Below are 18,197 nucleotides of genomic sequence, written 5' to 3'. Positions count from 1 at the left end.
CTGTCATTCACGCGAGAGCATCGCCACTGCTTCGCGTTCGAGGTCGACGTACGGTTCCCCACTGACGTCGATCGCCACCCGGCTGAGCGTTCCACCGGTAAACGCCCATGGTGTGGTACCCGGGTAGTCGTCGGTCACAGGCTCCCCGCTGTCACGGCCAGCATTGAGCCCTTCGCCGCCGCCGATGCTGAACTTGCCTGCCTGAGTGCGGATTCTGCCCTCACCGACTTTACGATCGCCGTAGTAGAGGCCGAGCACCCCGTGCGCAGTGCCCGGCGGATCCTCACCTTCCTTGTCGAAAGTTGCTGCCAAGATTACATTTTCGCCGATGGGAAGGTCTTCGGTGGCATCGATCTTCTGCTGTTCACTGCCGAGGAAGTTGTACACATAATGCAGTCGGTTGTCCTTGACGTACAGCGAATGACCACCGAACCTGCCACCATGAGAGAAGAGCACGCCGGCCGCACCCGGTTCGGCCAAGTCGACAACTGCCCCGATCGAGTATGAACGATTACGAAGGTTGACAGCGACGGCTTCCGGTACCTCGGCTCCCCCTGGACGGTAGACGTACCGGTTGCGCGGCGGAGCCAGCTGGGGGCGAGGTGTGGTGAGGAGTTCGACACCTGACCGATCATCCAGTGGCAGAGCTTGATTGGCGCCGGCCTCGTGGAACCACAACCCCACGAGCTCGGCGAGCCTGCCGGGTTCTTCGCCGGAAAGGTTCCGGAGCTCGGCTCGGTCCACCTCCGTGTGGTAGAGCTCCCAGGTGTCTTCGGAGAAATGACCCCACCCGCTCAGAGTCGGGTGCGTGGTGACGGCCTTCCACCCGTCATGCCAAATCCCTCGTCCTCCGAGCATCGAATAGAACTGGGTGTGCTTGGCGGTGGGGATGTTGCCTGCGTCGAAGCTGTACCGCATGCTCACGCCTTGGATCGGGTGCTGGGTGTATCCCTTCACCGTGTCGGGCAAGTCGACACCGACGCAGTCGAGCAGGGTCGGGACGACGTCGATGGCATGGTGGTACTGATCTCGAATCTCGCCTCGGGCGTCGATGCCCTCCGGCCACGAGATGATGCAGGGGTCGCAGGTTCCGCCGTTGAACGAGTACCGCTTCCACATCTTGAAGGGCGTGTTGAACGCCATCGCCCACCCGTTGGGATAGTGGTTGTACGTCTCGGTGCTGCCCAACTCGTCCAGCTTTGCCAGGTTCTCGGCGAGGTCGTCGGGTACCCCGTTCGCGATTTTGTTCTCGTTGACTGAACCGTCGGGTCCGCCCTCACCGCTGGCACCGTTGTCGGAAACCACCACGATGATCGTGTTGTCCAGCTGCTCGATTTCTTCGAGGTATTCGAGCAGGCGTCCGATCTGATCGTCGCAGTGCGAGAGGAAGCCCGCGTACACCTCCGCCATCCGTGAGAACAGTCGTTGCTCGTCAGCGGACAGGGTGTCCCAGGGGCGGGTGAAATCCAGCGGCGGGAACGGTTCGCCGCCAGGTCCGGTGCGGGTGTCAGGAGTGCCTATCGGGTTGAGTGAGGGCAGAGTCGTGTCGTTCGGGACAAGTCCCATGTCCTTCTGCCTCGCCAGAATCTCATCCCGCATGGCTTCGTACCCTGCGTCGAACCTGCCCGCGTAGCGATCGGCCCATTCGCGGGGCGCGTGATGTGGAGCGTGTGCGCACCCGGGTGCGTAGTAGAGAAATACAGGCCGGTCCGGAGCTATCGACTTCACGTCGCCGATGTATTCGAGCGCTCTGTCGGTGATGTCGACGCTGAAGTGATACCCCTCTTCCGGCGTCGACGGCTGTTCGACGGGGTGGTTGTCGTGGACGAGGTCGGGATACCACTGATTGGTCTCGGCACCGAGAAAGCCGTAGAACCGCTCGAATCCGCGACCGACCGGCCAATTCCGTTTCGTGGAAGCAAGATTCATCTCGTCTTCGGCGCACAGGTGCCATTTGCCGACCATCGCTGTACTGAACCCCTGCTCGACCAGAACCTCGGCGAGCGTGGCACATTCGGGAGGGATGTGACCGTTCCCGCCGGGAAACCCGACCGCGCACTCACTGATGCAAGCCATTCCGTTGGTCGTGTGGTTCCGGCCGGTGAGCAGACACGATCGCGTCGGTGAGCACAGCGCTGTGGTGTGCCACTGCCCGTACCGCAATCCGTTGCCCGCGATGCGGTCGATGTTCGGCGTCTCGATCGGTCCCCCGTAGCAACCCAAGGCGCCGAATCCGACGTCGTCGAGAACGATGTAGAGAATGTTCGGCGTGCCGGCGGCAGCCTTCGGCTGCTCGTACGGGCTCCAGTCGGGAATCGAATCGCGAATATCGAGGTTGACGACGCCTTTGAATGCGTTGGCCATGACCTGGCTCCTTGTAGGTGATCTGAATGCCAGCCTCTACGGCTGCATGGTCAATCGCATACCCCGATTGTGCTCACCGAAGCGCTGTCGCCCGAAATGGGCGATGCCATCTTCGGCAGGAGGTCCGAGTATGAATGTGCCGGGCCTGTCATCGCCTCACTGGAAGCCAGGGACCACATGAGCAGTCAATTCGTTGAAGCCTCCACCTCCGATAACCCTGACCCGCTTCCGAGCTGGCAGGACGGCACGCCGAAACAGGCCATCAAGCAATTCGTCGAACGCGCGACGACTGAGGGAAGTCCGGACGAAATCGCACCGGAAGACCGGATCGCAGTCTTCGACAACGACGGAACCCTGTGGTGTGAGAAGCCGATGCCGATCCAACTCGACTTCATCTTGCGCCGCCTCGTCGAGATGACCAACCAGGATCCGACTCTTCGCAACCGTCAACCGTGGCAGGCGGCGTTCGAACAGGACTACGTCTGGTTGAACGATGTGATCTCGAAGCACTATCGCGGCGACGACAGCGCACTGAAGGTGCTCGCGGCCGGTGTCCTAGCGGCATTCGCCGAAGTCACAGTCGACGAATTCGAAACCCACGCCGATACCTACCTGCGCACTGCTTCGCATCCCACTCTCGATCGCAAATATTTGCACTGCAGCTATTCGCCCATGGTGGAGTTGCTCGATTACCTTGCGGCCAAAGGCTTCTCCAACTACATAGTCTCTGGCGGCGGACGTGATTTCATGCGGCCGATCAGTCAGGAGGTCTACGGCATCCCCCGAGATCGCGTCATCGGCAGCGGCGTGGCATTGACGTGGAAGGACGACGGCCACAGCGGCACGATCCTTCGTCAGCCCCAAACCGATGTCGTCGACGACGGGCCGGCCAAGCCCGTACAGATATGGAACCGAATCGGTCGACGACCTGTCATCGCGGCCGGAAACAGCAACGGTGACCTACCGATGTTGCAGTTCGCCGAACACCCGAACATTCCGGCACTTCGTCTTCTGGTGCTCCATGACGATCCGGAACGCGAGTTCGACTACGTGGACGGAGCCGAGCACGCACTCGACGCCTCGCGCGCAAAGGGGTGGACAGTGGTGAGCATCAAAAACGACTGGAAGACAGTCTTCGAACCACTCGCCGAATGACAGTATGGACGTGTGACCCTCGATGATGTCGCCGACGAACTCTACGGCCTCGACCCCGGCGAGTTCGTCGAGGCGCGTACAAAGCATGTGAAGGCTGCCCGGGAGGACAACGACCGCACACTGGCCGCGGAGATCGGAAAACTTCGGAAGCCAACCACCGTGGGATGGTTGGTCAATCTCATTTCGCGCAATCTATCCGAAGATCTGGATGCACTTCTCGCGCTTGGCGAATCGCTACGCGACGCCCAACGCCATCTCTCAGGTCAGGACTTGCGACGGCTGACGACACAGAGGCAGCAGGTGGTGCGAAGTCTCGCCCACAAATCCGGTGAGATCGCGGCTTCGCGTGGAAAGAATGCCGGTGAGGATGCGTTACGTGATGTCGCGCAGACCCTCAATGCCGCCCTGTCCGACGAGGAGACTGCCGCGCAGGTCCGACTCGGACGAGTTGTGACCGCTGCCAGTTACAGCGGTTTCGGGCCGGCGGGACTTGCTGTAGTGGAGGAGGATTCCGTACAAGATGCCCCTGCGATCCACACCGAAGACAGCGCTCCGGCCAAATCCACTGCTCCGGATCGCAAGGCCGAACAAGCCAAGGCGAAAGCAGAATTGAAGGAAGCCAGGGCAGACCTCGAGAAAATCCGACGACGGGTCAAGGCCGAGACCGCCCAGTTCGAGGATGCCAGGTCAAAGCTGTCCGACCTCGACCGCCGCATCGAAGAACTCCGCGCCGATCTCGAACACGCAGAACAGGAACGACAGTTCGCCAAGAACACAGAGAAGGCTGCCGGTGTCGCGGTTCGAGAGTCCGAGGATGAGCTTCGCGAGGCCGAGCGCCGGGTCGACGAAGCAGAAGAGAGCCTTGACGAGACGGAATGAGTTGCACGTTCGGAGATCTTGACCTCTACAGCAGTTCAGGTTCTAGCGTGATTTCATGACATTCACCCGAATCGAACTCGACTACCTGGCCACACAGACTCTCGGACGCCTCGCGACGGTTCAACGGAATGGAACGCTGCAAGTCAGTCCGGTCGGATTCCACTACAACCCGGATACAGCCACGATCGACATCAGCGGTTACAACATGACGGGCAGCCGTAAGTTTCACAATGTCGCGGAGAACGGGCGGGTCGCGTTTGTCGTGGACGACATCGCATCTGTAGATCCATGGCGGGTCAGGTGTGTCGAAATCCGTGGACGGGCAGAGGCTTTGGATGTTACGGGTGCTGGTGCGCATGGTCTCGACGCACCGATCATCCGTATCCACCCCGAACGCATCATCAGCTTCGGCCTCGACGACAAAGAACTGGACGTCCACCAGTTGGTCGTCAACGGACGTGACGTCTGAATGCCCGAATCGAATTGATCAGCCTGCTGCGGCTTCTAGTTCACTCAGTGATTCCTCGAGGTGACCGAGAAGCCGCTGCAGGTGCGGGACATTGCGGCGGCAACCGACGAGACCGAACTGCATGGTGTCCGCGTAGCCGATGACAGTGATGTTCATTGCCTGCCCGTCCAACGGAATCGATGCCGGATAGCAGCTCTCGAGCTTCGCGCCATTCCAGTATCGCGTCGTCGTCGGGCCGGGGACGTTGGAAATCACCAGATTGAAGACTGGGCGCCCGGTGATCAGTCGGGATGAACCAGGGATTAGCGGCAACCCGAGGCCGGCAACATTCAATGCACTGAGCGCCGTGATCTGCAGGGGCGTCAGGCCCGACATCAGGGACTTGGCGCTACTCATCGAGTCGTGAACTCTCTGAAGTCTGGCCGCCGGATCCGCCAATTCGGTTGCCAGATCACACAACACCGCACCAACAGCATTGCCGGAAGCCTCACCCTCATCGCCTTTACGAAGTGATACCGGCACCATCGCGATCAACGGTTTGTCCGGCAACTCGTCCAGTTCGATCAGGTAACGCCGCAGCGCGCCCGCGCACATAGCCAACACCGCATCGTTGAGCGTCACGTCTGCGACGCAACTGACCTTGCGCAGGCGCTCGATCGGCCACGACTGCGCGGCGACACGCCTCGCGCCGGTGATCGGGACGTTGAAGATCGATTTCGGAGCAGCAAACGGTAACGGTGCGACGTGGTCCTTCACCGCCGAGGCAGCGGCGTTCACAATCGCAGGGCCCACCCCGACCACATCTTGCACGGTCTCGATCACGGAGCCCACCCGCCTCTGCAGGTCCAGCCCGCGACTGGCTCGAACCCGCCCCGAAGAAGGTCGCTGCGCCCACGGAGGCATCGATTCTCGATCGAGCGGGTCCGACGAGAGGCTGCGGTACCACGCCTGAACAGCAGACACACCATCCATGAGTGCATGGTGCGTCTTCATGTACACGGCAACTCGGCCGTCGGCGAGACCTTCGATCACATACGCCTCCCACAGCGGCCGATGCCGATCGAGCAGCGTGCCGTGGAGCATGGAGGTCAGCTCGAGCAATTCGCGGACTCGTCCCGGCTTGGGCAGCGCGAGCAACCGGACGTGATACTCGAGATCGACATCCGTGTCCTCCGTCCAACGCACCGGCGCGAAGTTCGACAAGAACTGCACCGGCTTGCGGCGGAAGAGGGGGCGAATCGAGTCGACGTCGGTGAGCGAACGGTAGAGCGACCTGGCGAATTCGCCGTCGTCTCCTTCCGGCGGAACGAAAAGCGACAGTCCACCGACGTGCATGGGATGCTCTCGTGACTCCATCAGCAGGAACATCGAGTCGAGCGGCAGCATCAGCGTCATGGCGATCCGTTCTCTCGGGCAGCTGCCCGGAGTACCGATCAGCCGCTGTTCGACAAAGTTACTCGCCCTGACTTCCCTCATTGGCGACTCCGACAAAACATTGCCCCCTCGATTTCGACAGGAGTCCGACATTCCCGTCGACGAACGCCTTTTCGGGTCGTAGCACCTCACAGAGATTCGTGGGTGAATGACGAGACACAGAGCACTGCAACAAATTTCAATCCTCACAGCCACAAGTAGTAGCGAAGCCGATCGCAGTAATACTTTTGTCGGAATTGTTTCAAATTGTCTGTACATCCAAGTCACACGTGACTACCGTCACTCATCATCACAATCCCGACCGGTCGGTTGTAACCAAAGGAGAAATACATGTCCCGACGTTCGACGTCGCGTGGGCTTTTCGGCGCACTCGCCACCGCAACTGTGTTCGCCACCGTCACAGCGGTGGGAAGCTTGTCAGCAGGTATTGCAGGAGCCGCCCCGGCAGCGGAGATCCCCTTCGGAGGTTGGGATTCATGTCCGATCGACAATCCCGAGACCAGCACCTGTATGGACGTCACGGTTACCGGCGGAAACATGAAGATCGACAAGCTTTCCGTCGGCATTCCCGCCGGGGCGATGCGCATCGCAGGCGGAGTTGCATACCGGGAGAATCCAGAGGCTGAATTCGGATTCGACCAAGTCTTCATCCCACCGAACGACAACAGTCGGGGGATCTACGCCGAACCTATCGACATCCCCGGGGGCGCACTCGGAATCGACCTACCATTCAACAATCTCTTCGGACTGAACAAGGCCTCGGCCACCGTCGAGTCGACGTCTGCACTCCCCACCGTGGATGCATTTCAGCTTGGCGTGAAGCTACCCGTCAAATTGAAGATCGCGAACCCTCTCCTCGGCGGCAAATGCTACCTGGGCTCGGACAGCAACCCCGTTCAACTCAACTTGGATGTGACCGAATACGGCGTCCTCGAAGAGGTTCCAGGTTTCCCGGATACTGCCGTCGTTCGAAACACCGGACACACCGGACAGCCCTTCGCCGTCCCGACAGCTTCCGGATGTGGCCCGTTCGGCGTTCTGAATCCAATCGTCAACTGGCGCGCCGGGCTTCCCTCGTCCACCACGTCCAACTCCCTCACCACGACGAGTGACGTCTACAACATCGGTGCCGACAGCCTCAGGCCCCAGCCGGCCGGCTCACCCGAACCTGCTGCCGTCGCCGCCGAACGTAGCGCCAAGTAAGTAGGTCGGACTTCATTCATCGCCGGCTTCGGTGGCGTCGAGTAACGCACCGAGGGCGCGGTGGAGCTCGGCCAGTTCCCGCCCACCGGTTTTCGTCAGCACTTCCGTATTCTTTGCATCCAATTGGCGGACAATGTCTTTAGCGAGTTCTATGACTCGTTTCCCCTCGTCACTGAGATCGAGGCAAACGGCTCGCGCATCGCGACTGTCTCGTTCGCTGACAACAAACCCGCTCTTCTCCAACGCTCGCACGAGCTTGGATATGTAAATTCGCTGCAACCCCGTGTGCGCGGCGAGTTCTCGCTGACTAGGCCTCTCCCCCGCACTCACCAGACCATGGAGAGACGCGAGCACCGAATACTGGGCGTGGGTCAACCCGAGGTGCGCGATCGCTCGGTCAACCCCCGCCCGCCAGCGCAAGCCAAGGTGCCACACCAGCGACCCCGTCGTCCATATTTCTCGATCTTGCATTCAAATAGAATACATGGCTACTATCTAAATTAGGGTACATGGAAACTATTTGAGGAGTCGCAATGCCCACAATTCCCGTGCTCGACTCGACTGTGGCCTACCGCTCGTGCGGAGACGGAATACCCTTCGTACTTATCCACGGGAACCCCACATCCTCCTACCTGTGGCGAAACATCCTCCCGCAGATAGGAAATCTCGGCCAAGCGCTTGCCCCTGACCTCATCGGAATGGGCGCGTCGGGCAAACCGCCAATCGACTACGGTTTTCTCGACACCGCCCGTTACCTCGACGCATGGTTCGACCAGATGGAGCTCGACGACGTCGTACTCGTCGGACACGACTGGGGCGGGGCACTTGCACTGGACTGGGCTGCCCGCCATCCCGAACGCGTTCGAGGTGTTGCCTTCTTCGAAACGATCCTCCGTCCGATGACCTGGGACGAGCACTTCCCGGGAGACGCACGAGCGCGGGTCGAGGCCCTGAGAGCTCCCGGTATCGGCGAGACCAAGGTACTCGACGAAAACTTCTTCCTCGAAATTGCGCTTCACAGAACAGTTCTCGGAGAGCTGTCCGAGACCGATGCTGAAACCTATCGCGCCCCTTACCCCTCGCCGGAGAGTCGCCGGCCCCTTCTCGAGTGGCCACGGTCCTTCCCCGTCGAAGGAAGTCCCGGCGACGTGAATGCACGAGTGGCGGCGTACAGCGATTGGCTCGCAGAAAGCAGCGAGGTACCCAAACTCCTTCTCACCTTCAGCGGCCCCGCCGAACTTCTCATGATCGGACCTGACGAAGTCGCGTGGAGCCGATCGAATATCGCAAACCTCGAGGTGAAACAGTGCGGTCCCGCAGGACATCTCGCCCCCGAGGATCAGCCTGCGGCCATCGCGGCGGCGATCACCGAATGGACACAGCGGCAACACTGCTTCAGCCGCGACTGAAGTGGGACCGTCGCCACGTTCTCTGAGCGCCGGTTTCCCCGACCCATGCGGTAGCGATCCAGACGGTGCTCCGAAATATGGGACCGACACCACCTCCGCCGGATTTGTCCGATATAACTAACTGGCGAGTACGCCGGTTGGGACGAGGTCGAGAACGAGGGGGCGTGTGTGGTGAACGAGGACGGGTTGGGGCGAACGTCGGGATCGGGGGCTCCACACCGGGTGGGCGGCTTTCTTTATCACCGCAACGGCGACCGGTGGGAGTGGTCGGACGAAGTCGCACGGATTCACGGATACGAACCCGACCAAGTAGCTCCGACGACGGAATTGATGCTCGCCCACAAGCATCCCGACGACCGAAGACACGTTGCCCAGACACTGCACGCCATCCGCACTTCAGGCGGCCCGTTCAGCAGCCGCCACCGCATCATCGACACCGCAGGGGACACTCACTCGGTAATCGTCGTCGGCGACAGCGTCGTGGACGAGTCGGGTGCTGTGGTCGGCAGCTCAGGCTTCTACATCGACGTCACCGAAACCCTGGACAGCACGGTGAAAGCATCTGTCGACGTGCTGGTCAACGAAATCACTGCTTCTCGCGGGGTGATCGAGCAAGCCAAAGGCATGCTCATGGTGATCTACGGAATCTCTGCCGATCGAGCTTTCGACATCCTCGTGTGGCGTTCGCAGGAGACCAACGTGAAACTCAGGGATGTTGCCGAGCAGTTGATAGTTCGCACGCTGGACGATTTCCGGGTCCCGACACTTCTGCGGACCCGGTTCGATCACTTGCTGTTACAGGGTTGAACTTCTCACCCGGCTGAACCACGAACTGGGAGATGCTTAAGGCGGTTCCCGTGGCTGGCTGCTCAACCTCGAGGAACCTCGCCCGCATTGATTCCGGGACGGTCCGATGCGGCCTATCCCCGTTGTTACCCAACGCGGAGTAAAAGGAAACTACTTGTCGTCAGACTTCTTCTCGGAGGTCTCCTCGACCAGTTCAGGCGCCTGTTCTCGAGTTGCCATTCCGCCGTCGCCGCCCTTGTCCACGGGCCCTGGGTGCCCACCCTTGGGCGACTGGTCGTTGTTGTCTTTCTCGGTCATGCGGTCATCCCCGTCATTTGGTCCTGTCAGTCATACGGCGTGCGGCCTTTCAGGAGCCTCGGCCCGCCTCCCTCTCAATCTAACGCTCTCAGCACTTCCCGCAACCCTCACCGGTTTTGTTTGCATTTCAGCGCTTTCGGGCAGGTGACTGCGAACAGCATTTCCGCGATGAGAGGTCGATCCCAGTGCGCGCAGTGACTTGGCAAGGCAAACGAAAAGTAAGCGTCGATACGGTTCCGGACCCGAAGATCGTCGAACCCAGTGACGCGATCATCAAGGTCACCACGACGAATATCTGCGGATCCGATCTGCACCTGTACGAGACTCTGGGTGCGTTCATGAATGCCGGCGACATTCTCGGTCATGAACCGATGGGCATCGTCGAAGAAGTCGGCTCGGAAGTCACGAATCTCGAGATAGGCGACCGCGTCGTGATCCCGTTCCAGATCTCGTGTGGCAACTGTTTCATGTGTGATTCGAGCCTCTACACACAGTGCGAGACGACTCAGGTCCGCGATCAGGGAACGGGCGCAGCGTTGTTCGGCTTCTCCGAGCTGTACGGCTCGGTGCCAGGCGGGCAGGCCGAGTACCTTCGAGTACCGCAAGCACATTTCACACACATCAAAGTTCCCGAAGGTCCCGCGGATTCGCGATTCGTCTACCTCTCCGACGTGCTTCCCACAGCCTGGCAGTCGGTTGAATACGCCGACATCCCGCCGGGTGGGTCCGTGACCATCCTCGGTCTCGGACCGATCGGTGACATGGCGGCCCGCATCGCTCACCACAAGGGATTTCGAGTAATCGGCGTGGACCGTGTACCCGAACGCCTTGCACGCCTTGCCGAACGCGGGATCGAAACCCTCAATCTCGACGACTACGGCAGCAAGATCGGTGACGCAGTCCGAGATGCGACGAACGGCCGTGGAACCGATTCGGTGATCGATGCTGTCGGAATGGAAGCTCACGGGTCTCCGATCGGAAAGCTCGCGCAGCAGTTCGTCGGACTCCTTCCCGATGCTCTTGCCGCGCCTGCGATGCGTAACGCAGGAATCGATCGACTCGGTGCGGTCTATTCGGCCATCGACATCGTTCGGCGCGGGGGGACGATTTCTCTGATCGGTGTATACGGCGGCATGGTTGATCCACTGCCGCTGATGACTATGTTCGACAAGCAGATTCAGCTCAGGATGGGTCAGGCGAACGTCAAGAAGTGGGTAGACGACATCATGCCTTTGCTCACTGATGACGACCCACTCGGCGTCGACACCTTTTCCACTCATCAGCTGCCGCTCGATCAGGCGCCACACGCCTACGAGATCTTTCAGAAAAAGCAGGAAGGCGCGGTCAAGATCCAACTGAAACCGCACGGGTAATAATCAGCACCGATTCCATCCACGTTCGACAGAAAGAAACTGAAACCGAAATGGCTCGCGAACTCACCGTCTCCGACAACGTCGTCGTCAATGTCGACGCGCTTTCTCTCTACGAGCTCATCAGCGATCCCACTCGCATGGGCGACTGGAGTCCCGAAAACCTGGGAGCTACCTTGCGGGGAGACCGCGAAAGCGCTTTCCTGGGTATGGAGTTCGACGGGCACAACAAACGTGGGCGCGCGCAGTGGACCACAAGATGCACCGTCACCGCTGCCGACACCGGGAAACTGTTCGAATTCCGTGTTCACAAGATCGGCCTTGCCACGCCACGAATCTCTGCCGCTATTGCAACCTGGCGGTACCGATTTCAGCCCGTCCCCGGTGGAACCCGAGTTACCGAAACGTGGATCGACGACAGACGGGGCTGGCCGGATTTTGCGGCCGACATATTCGACAAGGTTGCCACCGGCGGAAAGACGTTCGCCGACTTTCAGCGCGGCAACATCCGCAAGACGCTGCTGAATATCAAGAGCGCCGTTGAGCAGGAGGTATCCGGCATCGAAGGCAGCACCGGCTGACCGACCGGCACAGCTTGTGGCAGTTTCTGCCACTTTTGGTACAGTGCGGATATGGCAACAGCCCGCCGCACTGCACTACTTCTCCGCGTCTCGCAGAGTTGCGCTGCCGCTTTCGTCGAACGCGGCGACACTTCGACGACCATCGCGGAGCTCGCCGAACGGGCAGAAATCTCCGAGCGCACCTTCTATCGCTGCTTTGCCACCAAGGAAGAGAGCATCTGGCCGATGCTCGACGAGGGAAACCGCAGTCTTGCCACCGCCCTCAGCGCGCAATCCCGCGAATTCGGACTCTCAGCGGCAGTGAAGACGGCCTTTATCGCATCGGTCGGCGAGTCCTTCGAGCCGATGACTCGGTCACTGATGCCCATCATCTTCGGCGACGCGGCGCTCCGGAGAGTGTGGGAATCAGCAACTTTCGAGACGATGGAACTGATCCGCCCAGAAGTTGCACGTCTGATCGATCGGCCAGAAGGCTCGCTCGACACGACAGCGGCTTCGGGCCAGGCAACACTGGCGGTAGTGGCCGCACTGCGCGAGATGGCAGACCTCCGGACCCCCGCACCCAAGGCCATCACCCGCGCGCTCGGCGCGTTCTCGAAGCCATATCTCGCAACACCAACAGGTTAGGAACAATCATGACTCAGGATCTCTCCGGAAAAATCGTTCTCGTCACTGGCGGCGCACGCGGCCTGGGCGAAGCGTTTGCGCGCGGCATCGTCGCGGGCAACGGCCGCGTCGTCATCGGCGACCTACTCGACGACGACGGCCGAGCAGTGGCCGAATCTCTCGGCGACGCAGCACGTTACGTTCACCTCGACGTCACCGATCCGGCGTCTTGGAAGTCCGCCGCCGAGTACGCGGTATCCGAATTCGGCGCGATCAACGGTTTGGTCAACAATGCCGGAATCTCGGCTTCCGGCCAGACGGTCGCCGAAGAACCGCTCGAGACGTTCCAACGCATCATCCAGATCAACCTGGTGTCCGTACACACCGGTATCCACACGGTGGTGCCGTTCATGAAGGCAGCAGGTGGCGGATCCATCGTGAACATCTCCTCGGCCGCCGGCCTGATGGGCATGGCTCTGACCAGTGGTTACGGCGCAGCCAAGTGGGGCGTGCGTGGGCTGAGCAAGATCGCCGCCGTCGAACTCGGTCGCGACAAGATTCGGGTCAACTCCGTACACCCCGGCATGGTCCTCACCCCCATGACTGCGCCGACGGGCATCAGCCTCGAAGAGGGCGCATTCCCCAACAATCCGTATCGCCGTGTCGGTCGCCCGGAGGAGTTGGTCGGTGCGGTCACCTACCTACTTTCCGACGATGCCTCGTACACAACAGGTTCCGAGATCGCCGTCGACGGTGGTTGGACCGCCGGACCGTCGATCGAATACATCGCCGGCCAGTAAGGCAGGGATCCGTTCCCGCCTGAACCTGCGCATTCCGAACGTCCTCAGGTAGATACCAACGTCTCCCTGATTGCATTCGGAGAACTCAACTTTCGCAGGCGCTGCAGCGCACGATGCAGGTCGAGTGACACCTGGTCGGTCGTACGGGCGAGCGATGTTGCCGTCGCCTCACTGTCGAGGCCGACGATCAACCGCAACACCAGGACATCGCGTTCGACAACCGGGAGCGCTGTTGGAGGCGGGAGCGGCCCACTGCTGAACCGGTCGGATGCCGCCCGAGCAATCGCGACGCTTGTACTCACGTACAGCAGGCGCAGGAAGGGCTGATTCGCCGCCGATCCGTCACAAACTGCCGTGAGAACAGAGATGCATGCAGCATCCGCGGCGGAGTCGGAGACGGCCCGATCAAGCTCGGCGCGGCACCGCAGCACAACCATCGGGCGAAACACTGCGTACAAATCGGTCATGGCTTCATGGCTACCGCTCCGTGCCGCGGCGGCCAACATCTCGAGCGAGCCTTCCTGCAACATGGGCTTACAATCTCTCTCGACCCGAAATTCGTCGTGTAGCCGGGGGATCAGCTGGATCCGAACAGTCCGGCGAAGGGGTTCACTGTCGGCGCGGGTGCCTGATCTTGCCCGCCTTGCCATTGGTTCTGATTGCCCCAATCGTTGCCCTGATTCCAGTTACCACCCTGGTTCCAGCCGCCGTTTCCACCACGGTCCCAATCGTGCGAGTGATCGCCCCCCTGATCTCCATACCAACTGTTATCGGCCTGTGTTACATCATGATTCACAGCATCTGCCGAGGCCGGTGCGGCGAGCACGGCAATGGGTACGGTCAATACCGCACCCGTCACCGCGAGCTTGGTCCAGAAGTACTTCCTACGTTGTTCCGGTGCGGATAGTCGTGTCATGATCGATCCCTTCTCCGAAGATTTCTCCAGACTCTCTCTGGCTGTCCCGAACGGGGCACACACCAGTGAAGTCCTGCATCCTGGCCGTCCACTTGCACAACCCTGGCAGATTCCTGGCAGGGCTGACTTCAAACCGAACGCCTTGCACTACAAAATGTTCCGATGCCGGCTCGTTGTTGTTCGCGCCCCAGTTCCGACCGTTCCGTTCCAGGCGGCAAGGGGTCGCTCGGGCGTAAAGTCGAGAGGGTTCGGCTTAGTCGTCCAGAGCGGAAGGACACCCAGAAAATGCGGAGCGATGGAGATACGTGGGACATCGTCAGTAGCGTCGGACTCACCGCGCTTGCAGTGGCGACCTTCCGCGCATTGGAAAGCGCCCGCTCGGACGCGATCATCGAAGACAAGTTCGCATCGTGGTTCGTAGAAGCTGCAGCGGAGCCGCATTTCACAGCTCTTCTGAAAGATCCGGCACTCCTCGACGACACACCCTTCGGCGGTTTCATGGGATTGCGAACCAGGTTCTTCGACGAATTCTTCTTGTCGTCAACCGAATCCGGAGTAAAGCAGGCGGTAATCGTTGCGGCGGGGTTGGATTCGCGTGCGTACCGGCTGGATTGGAACTCAGAATCCACAGTGTTCGAAGTAGATCAACCAAAGGTATTGGAGTTCAAAGCCGAAGTGCTCGCGGCGCGCGACGCCCAGCCGAAAACTGATCGACGCACTGTGCCTACGGATCTGCGCAACGACTGGCCGGCTGCGCTCGCGGAGGCCGGTTTCGATCCGAAGGAACCTACTGCATGGTCCGCAGAAGGCCTGCTCGCTTATCTCCCCGGCCCGGCCCACGACGCCCTGTTCGAGCGGATCGACGAACTCTCGGCCACTGGTAGTCGGTTGGCAGTGAACGACTTTCCGGCCGGCACGGACCCGAGGAAGCTGGCGACCATCAGATCCAAGTACTTTGCCGAGAACCCGTTCGGAGACCTGGACATTTCGCAACTGTTCTACAGCGACAAACGATCCGATCCCGGCCGGTGGCTCACTGAACACAATTGGACCGTCCGACGCTTCAGCTCGGTGGAGTTGGCAGATCTGTACGATCGCCGGATTCCTGATCTCCCCGAAGAGATCGCCGCACTGTCGACGCAGCCTTCTTTCCTGGCCGCGACCAAGAACTAACTCTGGCAGTACTCACGAAAGTCACTCGGGTGCAGCATTTCTCCGTTTTGTCCAGCTTCACTATGCGTGTCACCACGACAAGTAGTTGACGGTACTCGAGGATGAACCGATTCAGTACTTCAGGCTGAGTACGTCTACACCTCAGACGGACGCGCGCCGAAGAGAACGCTGATGAAATGAGTCCATGAAACTCGAACACACACGCAGGAAGAGTCGCCCGCTCACGCTGGTGGCACTTGCCTCCGCAGCGGTATTCGCCCTCGCCGCATGTACTTCCGGGCCGGATTCTGCACAGACCTCGGACAACAGCACAAAGGTCTCCGCCACCGAGACACCCACGACAGTCACGATCCCCGACAGCCCCGTCGGCAAGCAGATCAGCTGGCTTCTCAGCGCGTTCAACACGAGCGCGCCATTGCCCCAGGAAGAAATCGCCGAGCACTTCGGACCCACCGCACCAGTTGTCCTGACGCCTCCGGACTTCGACTCCATCCGAACCGGACAGCCCTGGACAACAGTGAATTACAAGGGAGGCGATACCGACGGCACCGTTTCCATCACCAGTACCACCGGCGGCGCGTTCGACATAAACGTCGTCGTCGACGGCAACGGGTTGGTCCTTGGAATGGCGATAACACCGACCAAAGACGATCATGTGCCTGCCGCATCGTGGCAAGAGCTCGAGGCAGCTGTCAAAGCACTTCCCGCGCCGACGAACTTGACCGTCACCGAGGTCACCGGCGGAAAGAACGCCGAAGTCTTCGGTGTCGGCGACACCTCACCACAGCCCACAGGGTCAACGATCAAGCTGTACGTTCTCGGCGCGGTCGCGACGGCTGTCCAGAACGGGACACTCTCGTGGGATCAGAAGCTCACCATCACCGACGACCTCAAGTCGATGCCCGGCGGGACAATGCAGGACCTGCCGTCGGGAACCGAAGTCACGGTCCGGGAGACCGCCGGCAAGATGATCTCGATCAGCGACAACACCGCCACCGACATGCTGATCGCTGCTGTCGGGCGCGAGCAGGTCGAGGCCGAGTTCGCCCCGATGGGCATGGCGGATCCTTCGCTCAACATTCCACTGAAGCCGACCCGCGCACTGTTCCAACTCGGCTGGGGCAACGATGGCGCACAACGTATCGCCTGGCGCGACGGAACCCCGGACGAGCGTCGAGCAATACTGGCGGCACTACCTGGCGGCCTGGTGGACATCCCGGCGTCAGCATTCACCACCCCCGCATGGCCTTTCGACATCGACTGGTTCGCCTCGCCCGCCGACCTGCGTGCCGCGTTGGTCTCGTTGCAAGAGATGGCGAAGACAGAGAGCGGTGCACCGGTTCGAGACATACTGGCCGAAGATCCGGCGCTCGGTGACGAGTCCGCGAAATGGTTCACCTACGGCGGATTCAAGGGCGGCAGCTCCATCGGGGTCCTTGCGGGTGCCTACTACGTGGAACACGACGATCGCGCCTGGGTCGTCACCATGCAAACTCACGGTGACGACGCTGCCCTGGTTGCCGATCCGGCTCTGTACTTCGATCCGGTCGACGACGCGATGCTCCTGATCCAGAAGGATGCGACCAGCTAGAACGATAGAAGGTTGAGATTTCGCGACAGTCTCCGACTGGGTTGACAGATGAGGTCCGGATACAGAGAAGCCGCTGTGCTTCCAGTGTCATCCGGATGCACAGCGGCTTCGCCAAGTCTTAGCCCGTGGGGGGCTCGGTCTCGTCCGACGAGAATCCGTCGAAGAATGCGATGACCTTCTGAAGAAGTGCCGCGATGTCGAAATCTTCCAAGCTACCCATTGCGTTCGTCCTTTCGTTTAAAACTGGAGGATGAAACGTGCATCTTGCAATTTCCAATGTAAAGCATGAAAAGCATTATTTCTCGACCACGTGGCACTTCGGTTGCAAATACCTCACTCAGCAAGATATGAGCAAATCACCGCAAATAACAGCTCCCACCCGCAATATTTCCACTTTCCACAACCCATTAAATTCCCTAATTCGCAAGTGGGTAAATCTTGAGAAAAATTTCCGGACGCGTCGATTACGAAAGATCCTCCTGGTGAAACTCTCAATCCAAGACCACGAGGCAGAGGAAGTTGCGACACGGATGACACGCAGTTTTCCCGCTTCCAAGAGGCGCCATCCACATACATGGTGGGCATTCGGCGGCGATAACGAACCGTTAGCAACACAATCCCAGGCACTTTCTCCCACCTTCTGAATTTCACCCATGACCACTGGATATTTTCGCAGATGAAACGCAATACCAGTTCAAAAATTTCATATCTTCAGTGGATACTGTGCACGCGATTAACTGATCAAATGTCTGTTGACTCACCGAGTCCCCACACTTCGCCAGAACTTCACATCCGAATGCTGGACGTTAGTTTAGATGGGTTCGTATTTCTCGAAATCTGCCCGATAAAGGCGGCCCCACGGATAAACCGCGACTGGACCGCCGCAGGCCACCAGGTCACGATCCGCGCCTCGACGAAGGGCGTGCAGGCACCCTCGCATGAGGGTGAAATCGGGGGTGAGACATGCCTTGGGGTCTCGTTTTACCGAGTCCGACACAGTACGTTTTCCCAGGCACGCCAGTCCCCAGATTCATACGGTGTGCAAGGGCTCGTTGACGCTTCCGAGATGTTGGCAAGACCGACCACAGGCCCCGTTCTCCCGACGAGAACGGGGCTTCCTCGGGTCGGTTTCGGCCTTCGACC

The 18,197-nt window shown here is 60.1% G+C and carries 19 protein-coding genes; 13 read left to right on the top strand and 6 right to left on the bottom strand.

Going from position 1 to position 18,197, the window contains the following annotated elements; genetic code table 11:
• Nucleotides 1-3: 3 nt before the first annotated feature.
• Nucleotides 4-2,364 (bottom strand): arylsulfatase, encoded by a 2,361-nt coding sequence (locus tag ABX74_RS15485; protein WP_047889163.1) that lies wholly within the window; start codon nucleotides 2,362-2,364, stop codon nucleotides 4-6.
• A 177-nt stretch (nucleotides 2,365-2,541) separates the two neighbouring features.
• Between ABX74_RS15485 and ABX74_RS15480 the strand changes: the two genes are divergently transcribed.
• Genes ABX74_RS15480 through ABX74_RS15470 form a run of 3 tightly spaced genes read left to right on the top strand, consistent with a single transcriptional unit; the run spans nucleotide 2,542 to nucleotide 4,867 of the window.
• The gene (locus ABX74_RS15480) at nucleotides 2,542-3,519 is read left to right on the top strand and encodes an HAD family hydrolase (RefSeq protein WP_047889176.1); all 978 of its coding nucleotides are present in this window, start codon (nucleotides 2,542-2,544) and stop codon (nucleotides 3,517-3,519) included.
• Nucleotides 3,520-3,531: 12 nt separating this feature from the next.
• Nucleotides 3,532-4,398: a hypothetical protein gene (locus ABX74_RS15475; RefSeq protein ID WP_047889162.1), complete on the top strand. Its 867-nt coding sequence runs from the start codon at nucleotides 3,532-3,534 to the stop codon at nucleotides 4,396-4,398.
• Nucleotides 4,399-4,453: 55 nt separating this feature from the next.
• The gene (locus ABX74_RS15470) at nucleotides 4,454-4,867 is read left to right on the top strand and encodes a PPOX class F420-dependent oxidoreductase (protein ID WP_019747211.1); all 414 of its coding nucleotides are present in this window, start codon (nucleotides 4,454-4,456) and stop codon (nucleotides 4,865-4,867) included.
• Nucleotides 4,868-4,885: 18 nt separating this feature from the next.
• On the opposite strand, the gene ABX74_RS15465 is transcribed toward ABX74_RS15470, so the two are convergent.
• Nucleotides 4,886-6,262, bottom strand: a complete 1,377-nt coding sequence (locus ABX74_RS15465) for a WS/DGAT/MGAT family O-acyltransferase (RefSeq protein ID WP_020906476.1) — start codon at nucleotides 6,260-6,262, stop codon at nucleotides 4,886-4,888.
• Between the two features lie 369 nt (nucleotides 6,263-6,631).
• Here ABX74_RS15465 and ABX74_RS15460 point away from each other — a divergent pair, with 369 nt between their 5' ends.
• Entirely contained in the window at nucleotides 6,632-7,504 is an 873-nt protein-coding gene (locus tag ABX74_RS15460; RefSeq protein WP_047889161.1) for a hypothetical protein, read from the top strand.
• A 12-nt stretch (nucleotides 7,505-7,516) separates the two neighbouring features.
• Here ABX74_RS15460 and ABX74_RS15455 read toward each other — a convergent pair whose 3' ends face one another.
• Complete coding sequence (locus tag ABX74_RS15455; RefSeq protein ID WP_020906474.1) at nucleotides 7,517-7,975, bottom strand: MarR family winged helix-turn-helix transcriptional regulator; 459 nt, start codon at nucleotides 7,973-7,975, stop codon at nucleotides 7,517-7,519.
• Nucleotides 7,976-8,037: 62 nt separating this feature from the next.
• On the opposite strand from ABX74_RS15455, the gene ABX74_RS15450 reads away from it, so the two are divergent.
• Nucleotides 8,038-8,913: a haloalkane dehalogenase gene (locus ABX74_RS15450; RefSeq protein WP_047889160.1), complete on the top strand. Its 876-nt coding sequence runs from the start codon at nucleotides 8,038-8,040 to the stop codon at nucleotides 8,911-8,913.
• A 168-nt stretch (nucleotides 8,914-9,081) separates the two neighbouring features.
• On the top strand, nucleotides 9,082-9,720 hold the full coding sequence (locus tag ABX74_RS15445) for a PAS and ANTAR domain-containing protein (protein ID WP_019747203.1): 639 nt from the start codon (nucleotides 9,082-9,084) through the stop codon (nucleotides 9,718-9,720).
• A 150-nt stretch (nucleotides 9,721-9,870) separates the two neighbouring features.
• Here the strand turns inward: ABX74_RS15445 and ABX74_RS30415 are convergent, their stop codons facing one another.
• The gene (locus ABX74_RS30415; protein ID WP_019747202.1) at nucleotides 9,871-10,017 is read right to left on the bottom strand and encodes a hypothetical protein; all 147 of its coding nucleotides are present in this window, start codon (nucleotides 10,015-10,017) and stop codon (nucleotides 9,871-9,873) included.
• A 185-nt stretch (nucleotides 10,018-10,202) separates the two neighbouring features.
• Between ABX74_RS30415 and ABX74_RS15440 the strand changes: the two genes are divergently transcribed.
• Genes ABX74_RS15440 through ABX74_RS15425 form a run of 4 tightly spaced genes read left to right on the top strand, consistent with a single transcriptional unit; the run spans nucleotide 10,203 to nucleotide 13,374 of the window.
• A complete protein-coding gene (locus ABX74_RS15440) occupies nucleotides 10,203-11,390 on the top strand; it encodes a zinc-dependent alcohol dehydrogenase (protein WP_019747201.1) in 1,188 nt (395 codons plus the stop codon).
• 50 nt (nucleotides 11,391-11,440) lie between these two features.
• Nucleotides 11,441-11,968, top strand: coding sequence for an SRPBCC family protein (locus ABX74_RS15435; protein ID WP_047889159.1), 528 nt, complete (start codon nucleotides 11,441-11,443; stop codon nucleotides 11,966-11,968).
• A gap of 51 nt (nucleotides 11,969-12,019) precedes the next feature.
• The gene (locus ABX74_RS15430) at nucleotides 12,020-12,595 is read left to right on the top strand and encodes a TetR/AcrR family transcriptional regulator (protein WP_020906470.1); all 576 of its coding nucleotides are present in this window, start codon (nucleotides 12,020-12,022) and stop codon (nucleotides 12,593-12,595) included.
• Between the two features lie 8 nt (nucleotides 12,596-12,603).
• Nucleotides 12,604-13,374 (top strand): glucose 1-dehydrogenase, encoded by a 771-nt coding sequence (locus tag ABX74_RS15425; RefSeq protein ID WP_003945779.1) that lies wholly within the window; start codon nucleotides 12,604-12,606, stop codon nucleotides 13,372-13,374.
• 44 nt (nucleotides 13,375-13,418) lie between these two features.
• Here the strand turns inward: ABX74_RS15425 and ABX74_RS15420 are convergent, their stop codons facing one another.
• Together ABX74_RS15420 and ABX74_RS29705 are read right to left on the bottom strand one after the other, a co-directional pair.
• A complete protein-coding gene (locus ABX74_RS15420; protein WP_021333191.1) occupies nucleotides 13,419-13,904 on the bottom strand; it encodes an RNA polymerase subunit sigma in 486 nt (161 codons plus the stop codon).
• 47 nt (nucleotides 13,905-13,951) lie between these two features.
• Complete coding sequence (locus tag ABX74_RS29705; protein WP_053062037.1) at nucleotides 13,952-14,290, bottom strand: hypothetical protein; 339 nt, start codon at nucleotides 14,288-14,290, stop codon at nucleotides 13,952-13,954.
• 285 nt (nucleotides 14,291-14,575) lie between these two features.
• On the opposite strand from ABX74_RS29705, the gene ABX74_RS15410 reads away from it, so the two are divergent.
• From ABX74_RS15410 to ABX74_RS30185, 3 genes are all read left to right on the top strand, one after another.
• Nucleotides 14,576-15,463: an SAM-dependent methyltransferase gene (locus ABX74_RS15410; RefSeq protein ID WP_047889158.1), complete on the top strand. Its 888-nt coding sequence runs from the start codon at nucleotides 14,576-14,578 to the stop codon at nucleotides 15,461-15,463.
• 184 nt (nucleotides 15,464-15,647) lie between these two features.
• A complete protein-coding gene (locus ABX74_RS15405) occupies nucleotides 15,648-17,054 on the top strand; it encodes a serine hydrolase (protein WP_047889157.1) in 1,407 nt (468 codons plus the stop codon).
• A gap of 257 nt (nucleotides 17,055-17,311) precedes the next feature.
• Entirely contained in the window at nucleotides 17,312-17,698 is a 387-nt protein-coding gene (locus ABX74_RS30185; RefSeq protein ID WP_133053396.1) for a hypothetical protein, read from the top strand.
• Nucleotides 17,699-18,197 lie beyond the last annotated feature (499 nt).

Source organism: Rhodococcus sp. ARP2, from assembly GCF_001029585.1.
In the GTDB taxonomy this organism is placed as follows: Bacteria; Actinomycetota; Actinomycetes; order Mycobacteriales; family Mycobacteriaceae; genus Rhodococcus_F; species Rhodococcus_F erythropolis.
The sequence above is the reverse complement of the archived record's forward strand: the minus strand, read 5'-3'. Positions and strand labels throughout refer to the sequence as shown.

What these genes read in the sequence shown, in the direction of transcription:
- ABX74_RS15425 (WP_003945779.1), top strand. Translation starts at nt 12,604, where the DNA reads ATGACTCAGGATCTCTCCGGAAAAATCGTTCTCGTCACTGGCGGCGCA.
- ABX74_RS15435 (WP_047889159.1), top strand. Translation starts at nt 11,441, where the DNA reads ATGGCTCGCGAACTCACCGTCTCCGACAACGTCGTCGTCAATGTCGAC.
- ABX74_RS29705 (WP_053062037.1), bottom strand. Translation starts at nt 14,290, where the DNA reads ATGACACGACTATCCGCACCGGAACAACGTAGGAAGTACTTCTGGACC.
- ABX74_RS15460 (WP_047889161.1), top strand. Translation starts at nt 6,632, where the DNA reads ATGTCCCGACGTTCGACGTCGCGTGGGCTTTTCGGCGCACTCGCCACC.
- ABX74_RS15410 (WP_047889158.1), top strand. Translation starts at nt 14,576, where the DNA reads ATGCGGAGCGATGGAGATACGTGGGACATCGTCAGTAGCGTCGGACTC.
- ABX74_RS15480 (WP_047889176.1), top strand. Translation starts at nt 2,542, where the DNA reads ATGAGCAGTCAATTCGTTGAAGCCTCCACCTCCGATAACCCTGACCCG.
- ABX74_RS15455 (WP_020906474.1), bottom strand. Translation starts at nt 7,975, where the DNA reads ATGCAAGATCGAGAAATATGGACGACGGGGTCGCTGGTGTGGCACCTT.
- ABX74_RS15450 (WP_047889160.1), top strand. Translation starts at nt 8,038, where the DNA reads ATGCCCACAATTCCCGTGCTCGACTCGACTGTGGCCTACCGCTCGTGC.
- ABX74_RS30415 (WP_019747202.1), bottom strand. Translation starts at nt 10,017, where the DNA reads ATGACCGAGAAAGACAACAACGACCAGTCGCCCAAGGGTGGGCACCCA.
- ABX74_RS15485 (WP_047889163.1), bottom strand. Translation starts at nt 2,364, where the DNA reads ATGGCCAACGCATTCAAAGGCGTCGTCAACCTCGATATTCGCGATTCG.
- ABX74_RS15420 (WP_021333191.1), bottom strand. Translation starts at nt 13,904, where the DNA reads ATGTTGCAGGAAGGCTCGCTCGAGATGTTGGCCGCCGCGGCACGGAGC.
- ABX74_RS15465 (WP_020906476.1), bottom strand. Translation starts at nt 6,262, where the DNA reads ATGACGCTGATGCTGCCGCTCGACTCGATGTTCCTGCTGATGGAGTCA.
- ABX74_RS15470 (WP_019747211.1), top strand. Translation starts at nt 4,454, where the DNA reads ATGACATTCACCCGAATCGAACTCGACTACCTGGCCACACAGACTCTC.
- ABX74_RS15430 (WP_020906470.1), top strand. Translation starts at nt 12,020, where the DNA reads ATGGCAACAGCCCGCCGCACTGCACTACTTCTCCGCGTCTCGCAGAGT.
- ABX74_RS15405 (WP_047889157.1), top strand. Translation starts at nt 15,648, where the DNA reads ATGAAACTCGAACACACACGCAGGAAGAGTCGCCCGCTCACGCTGGTG.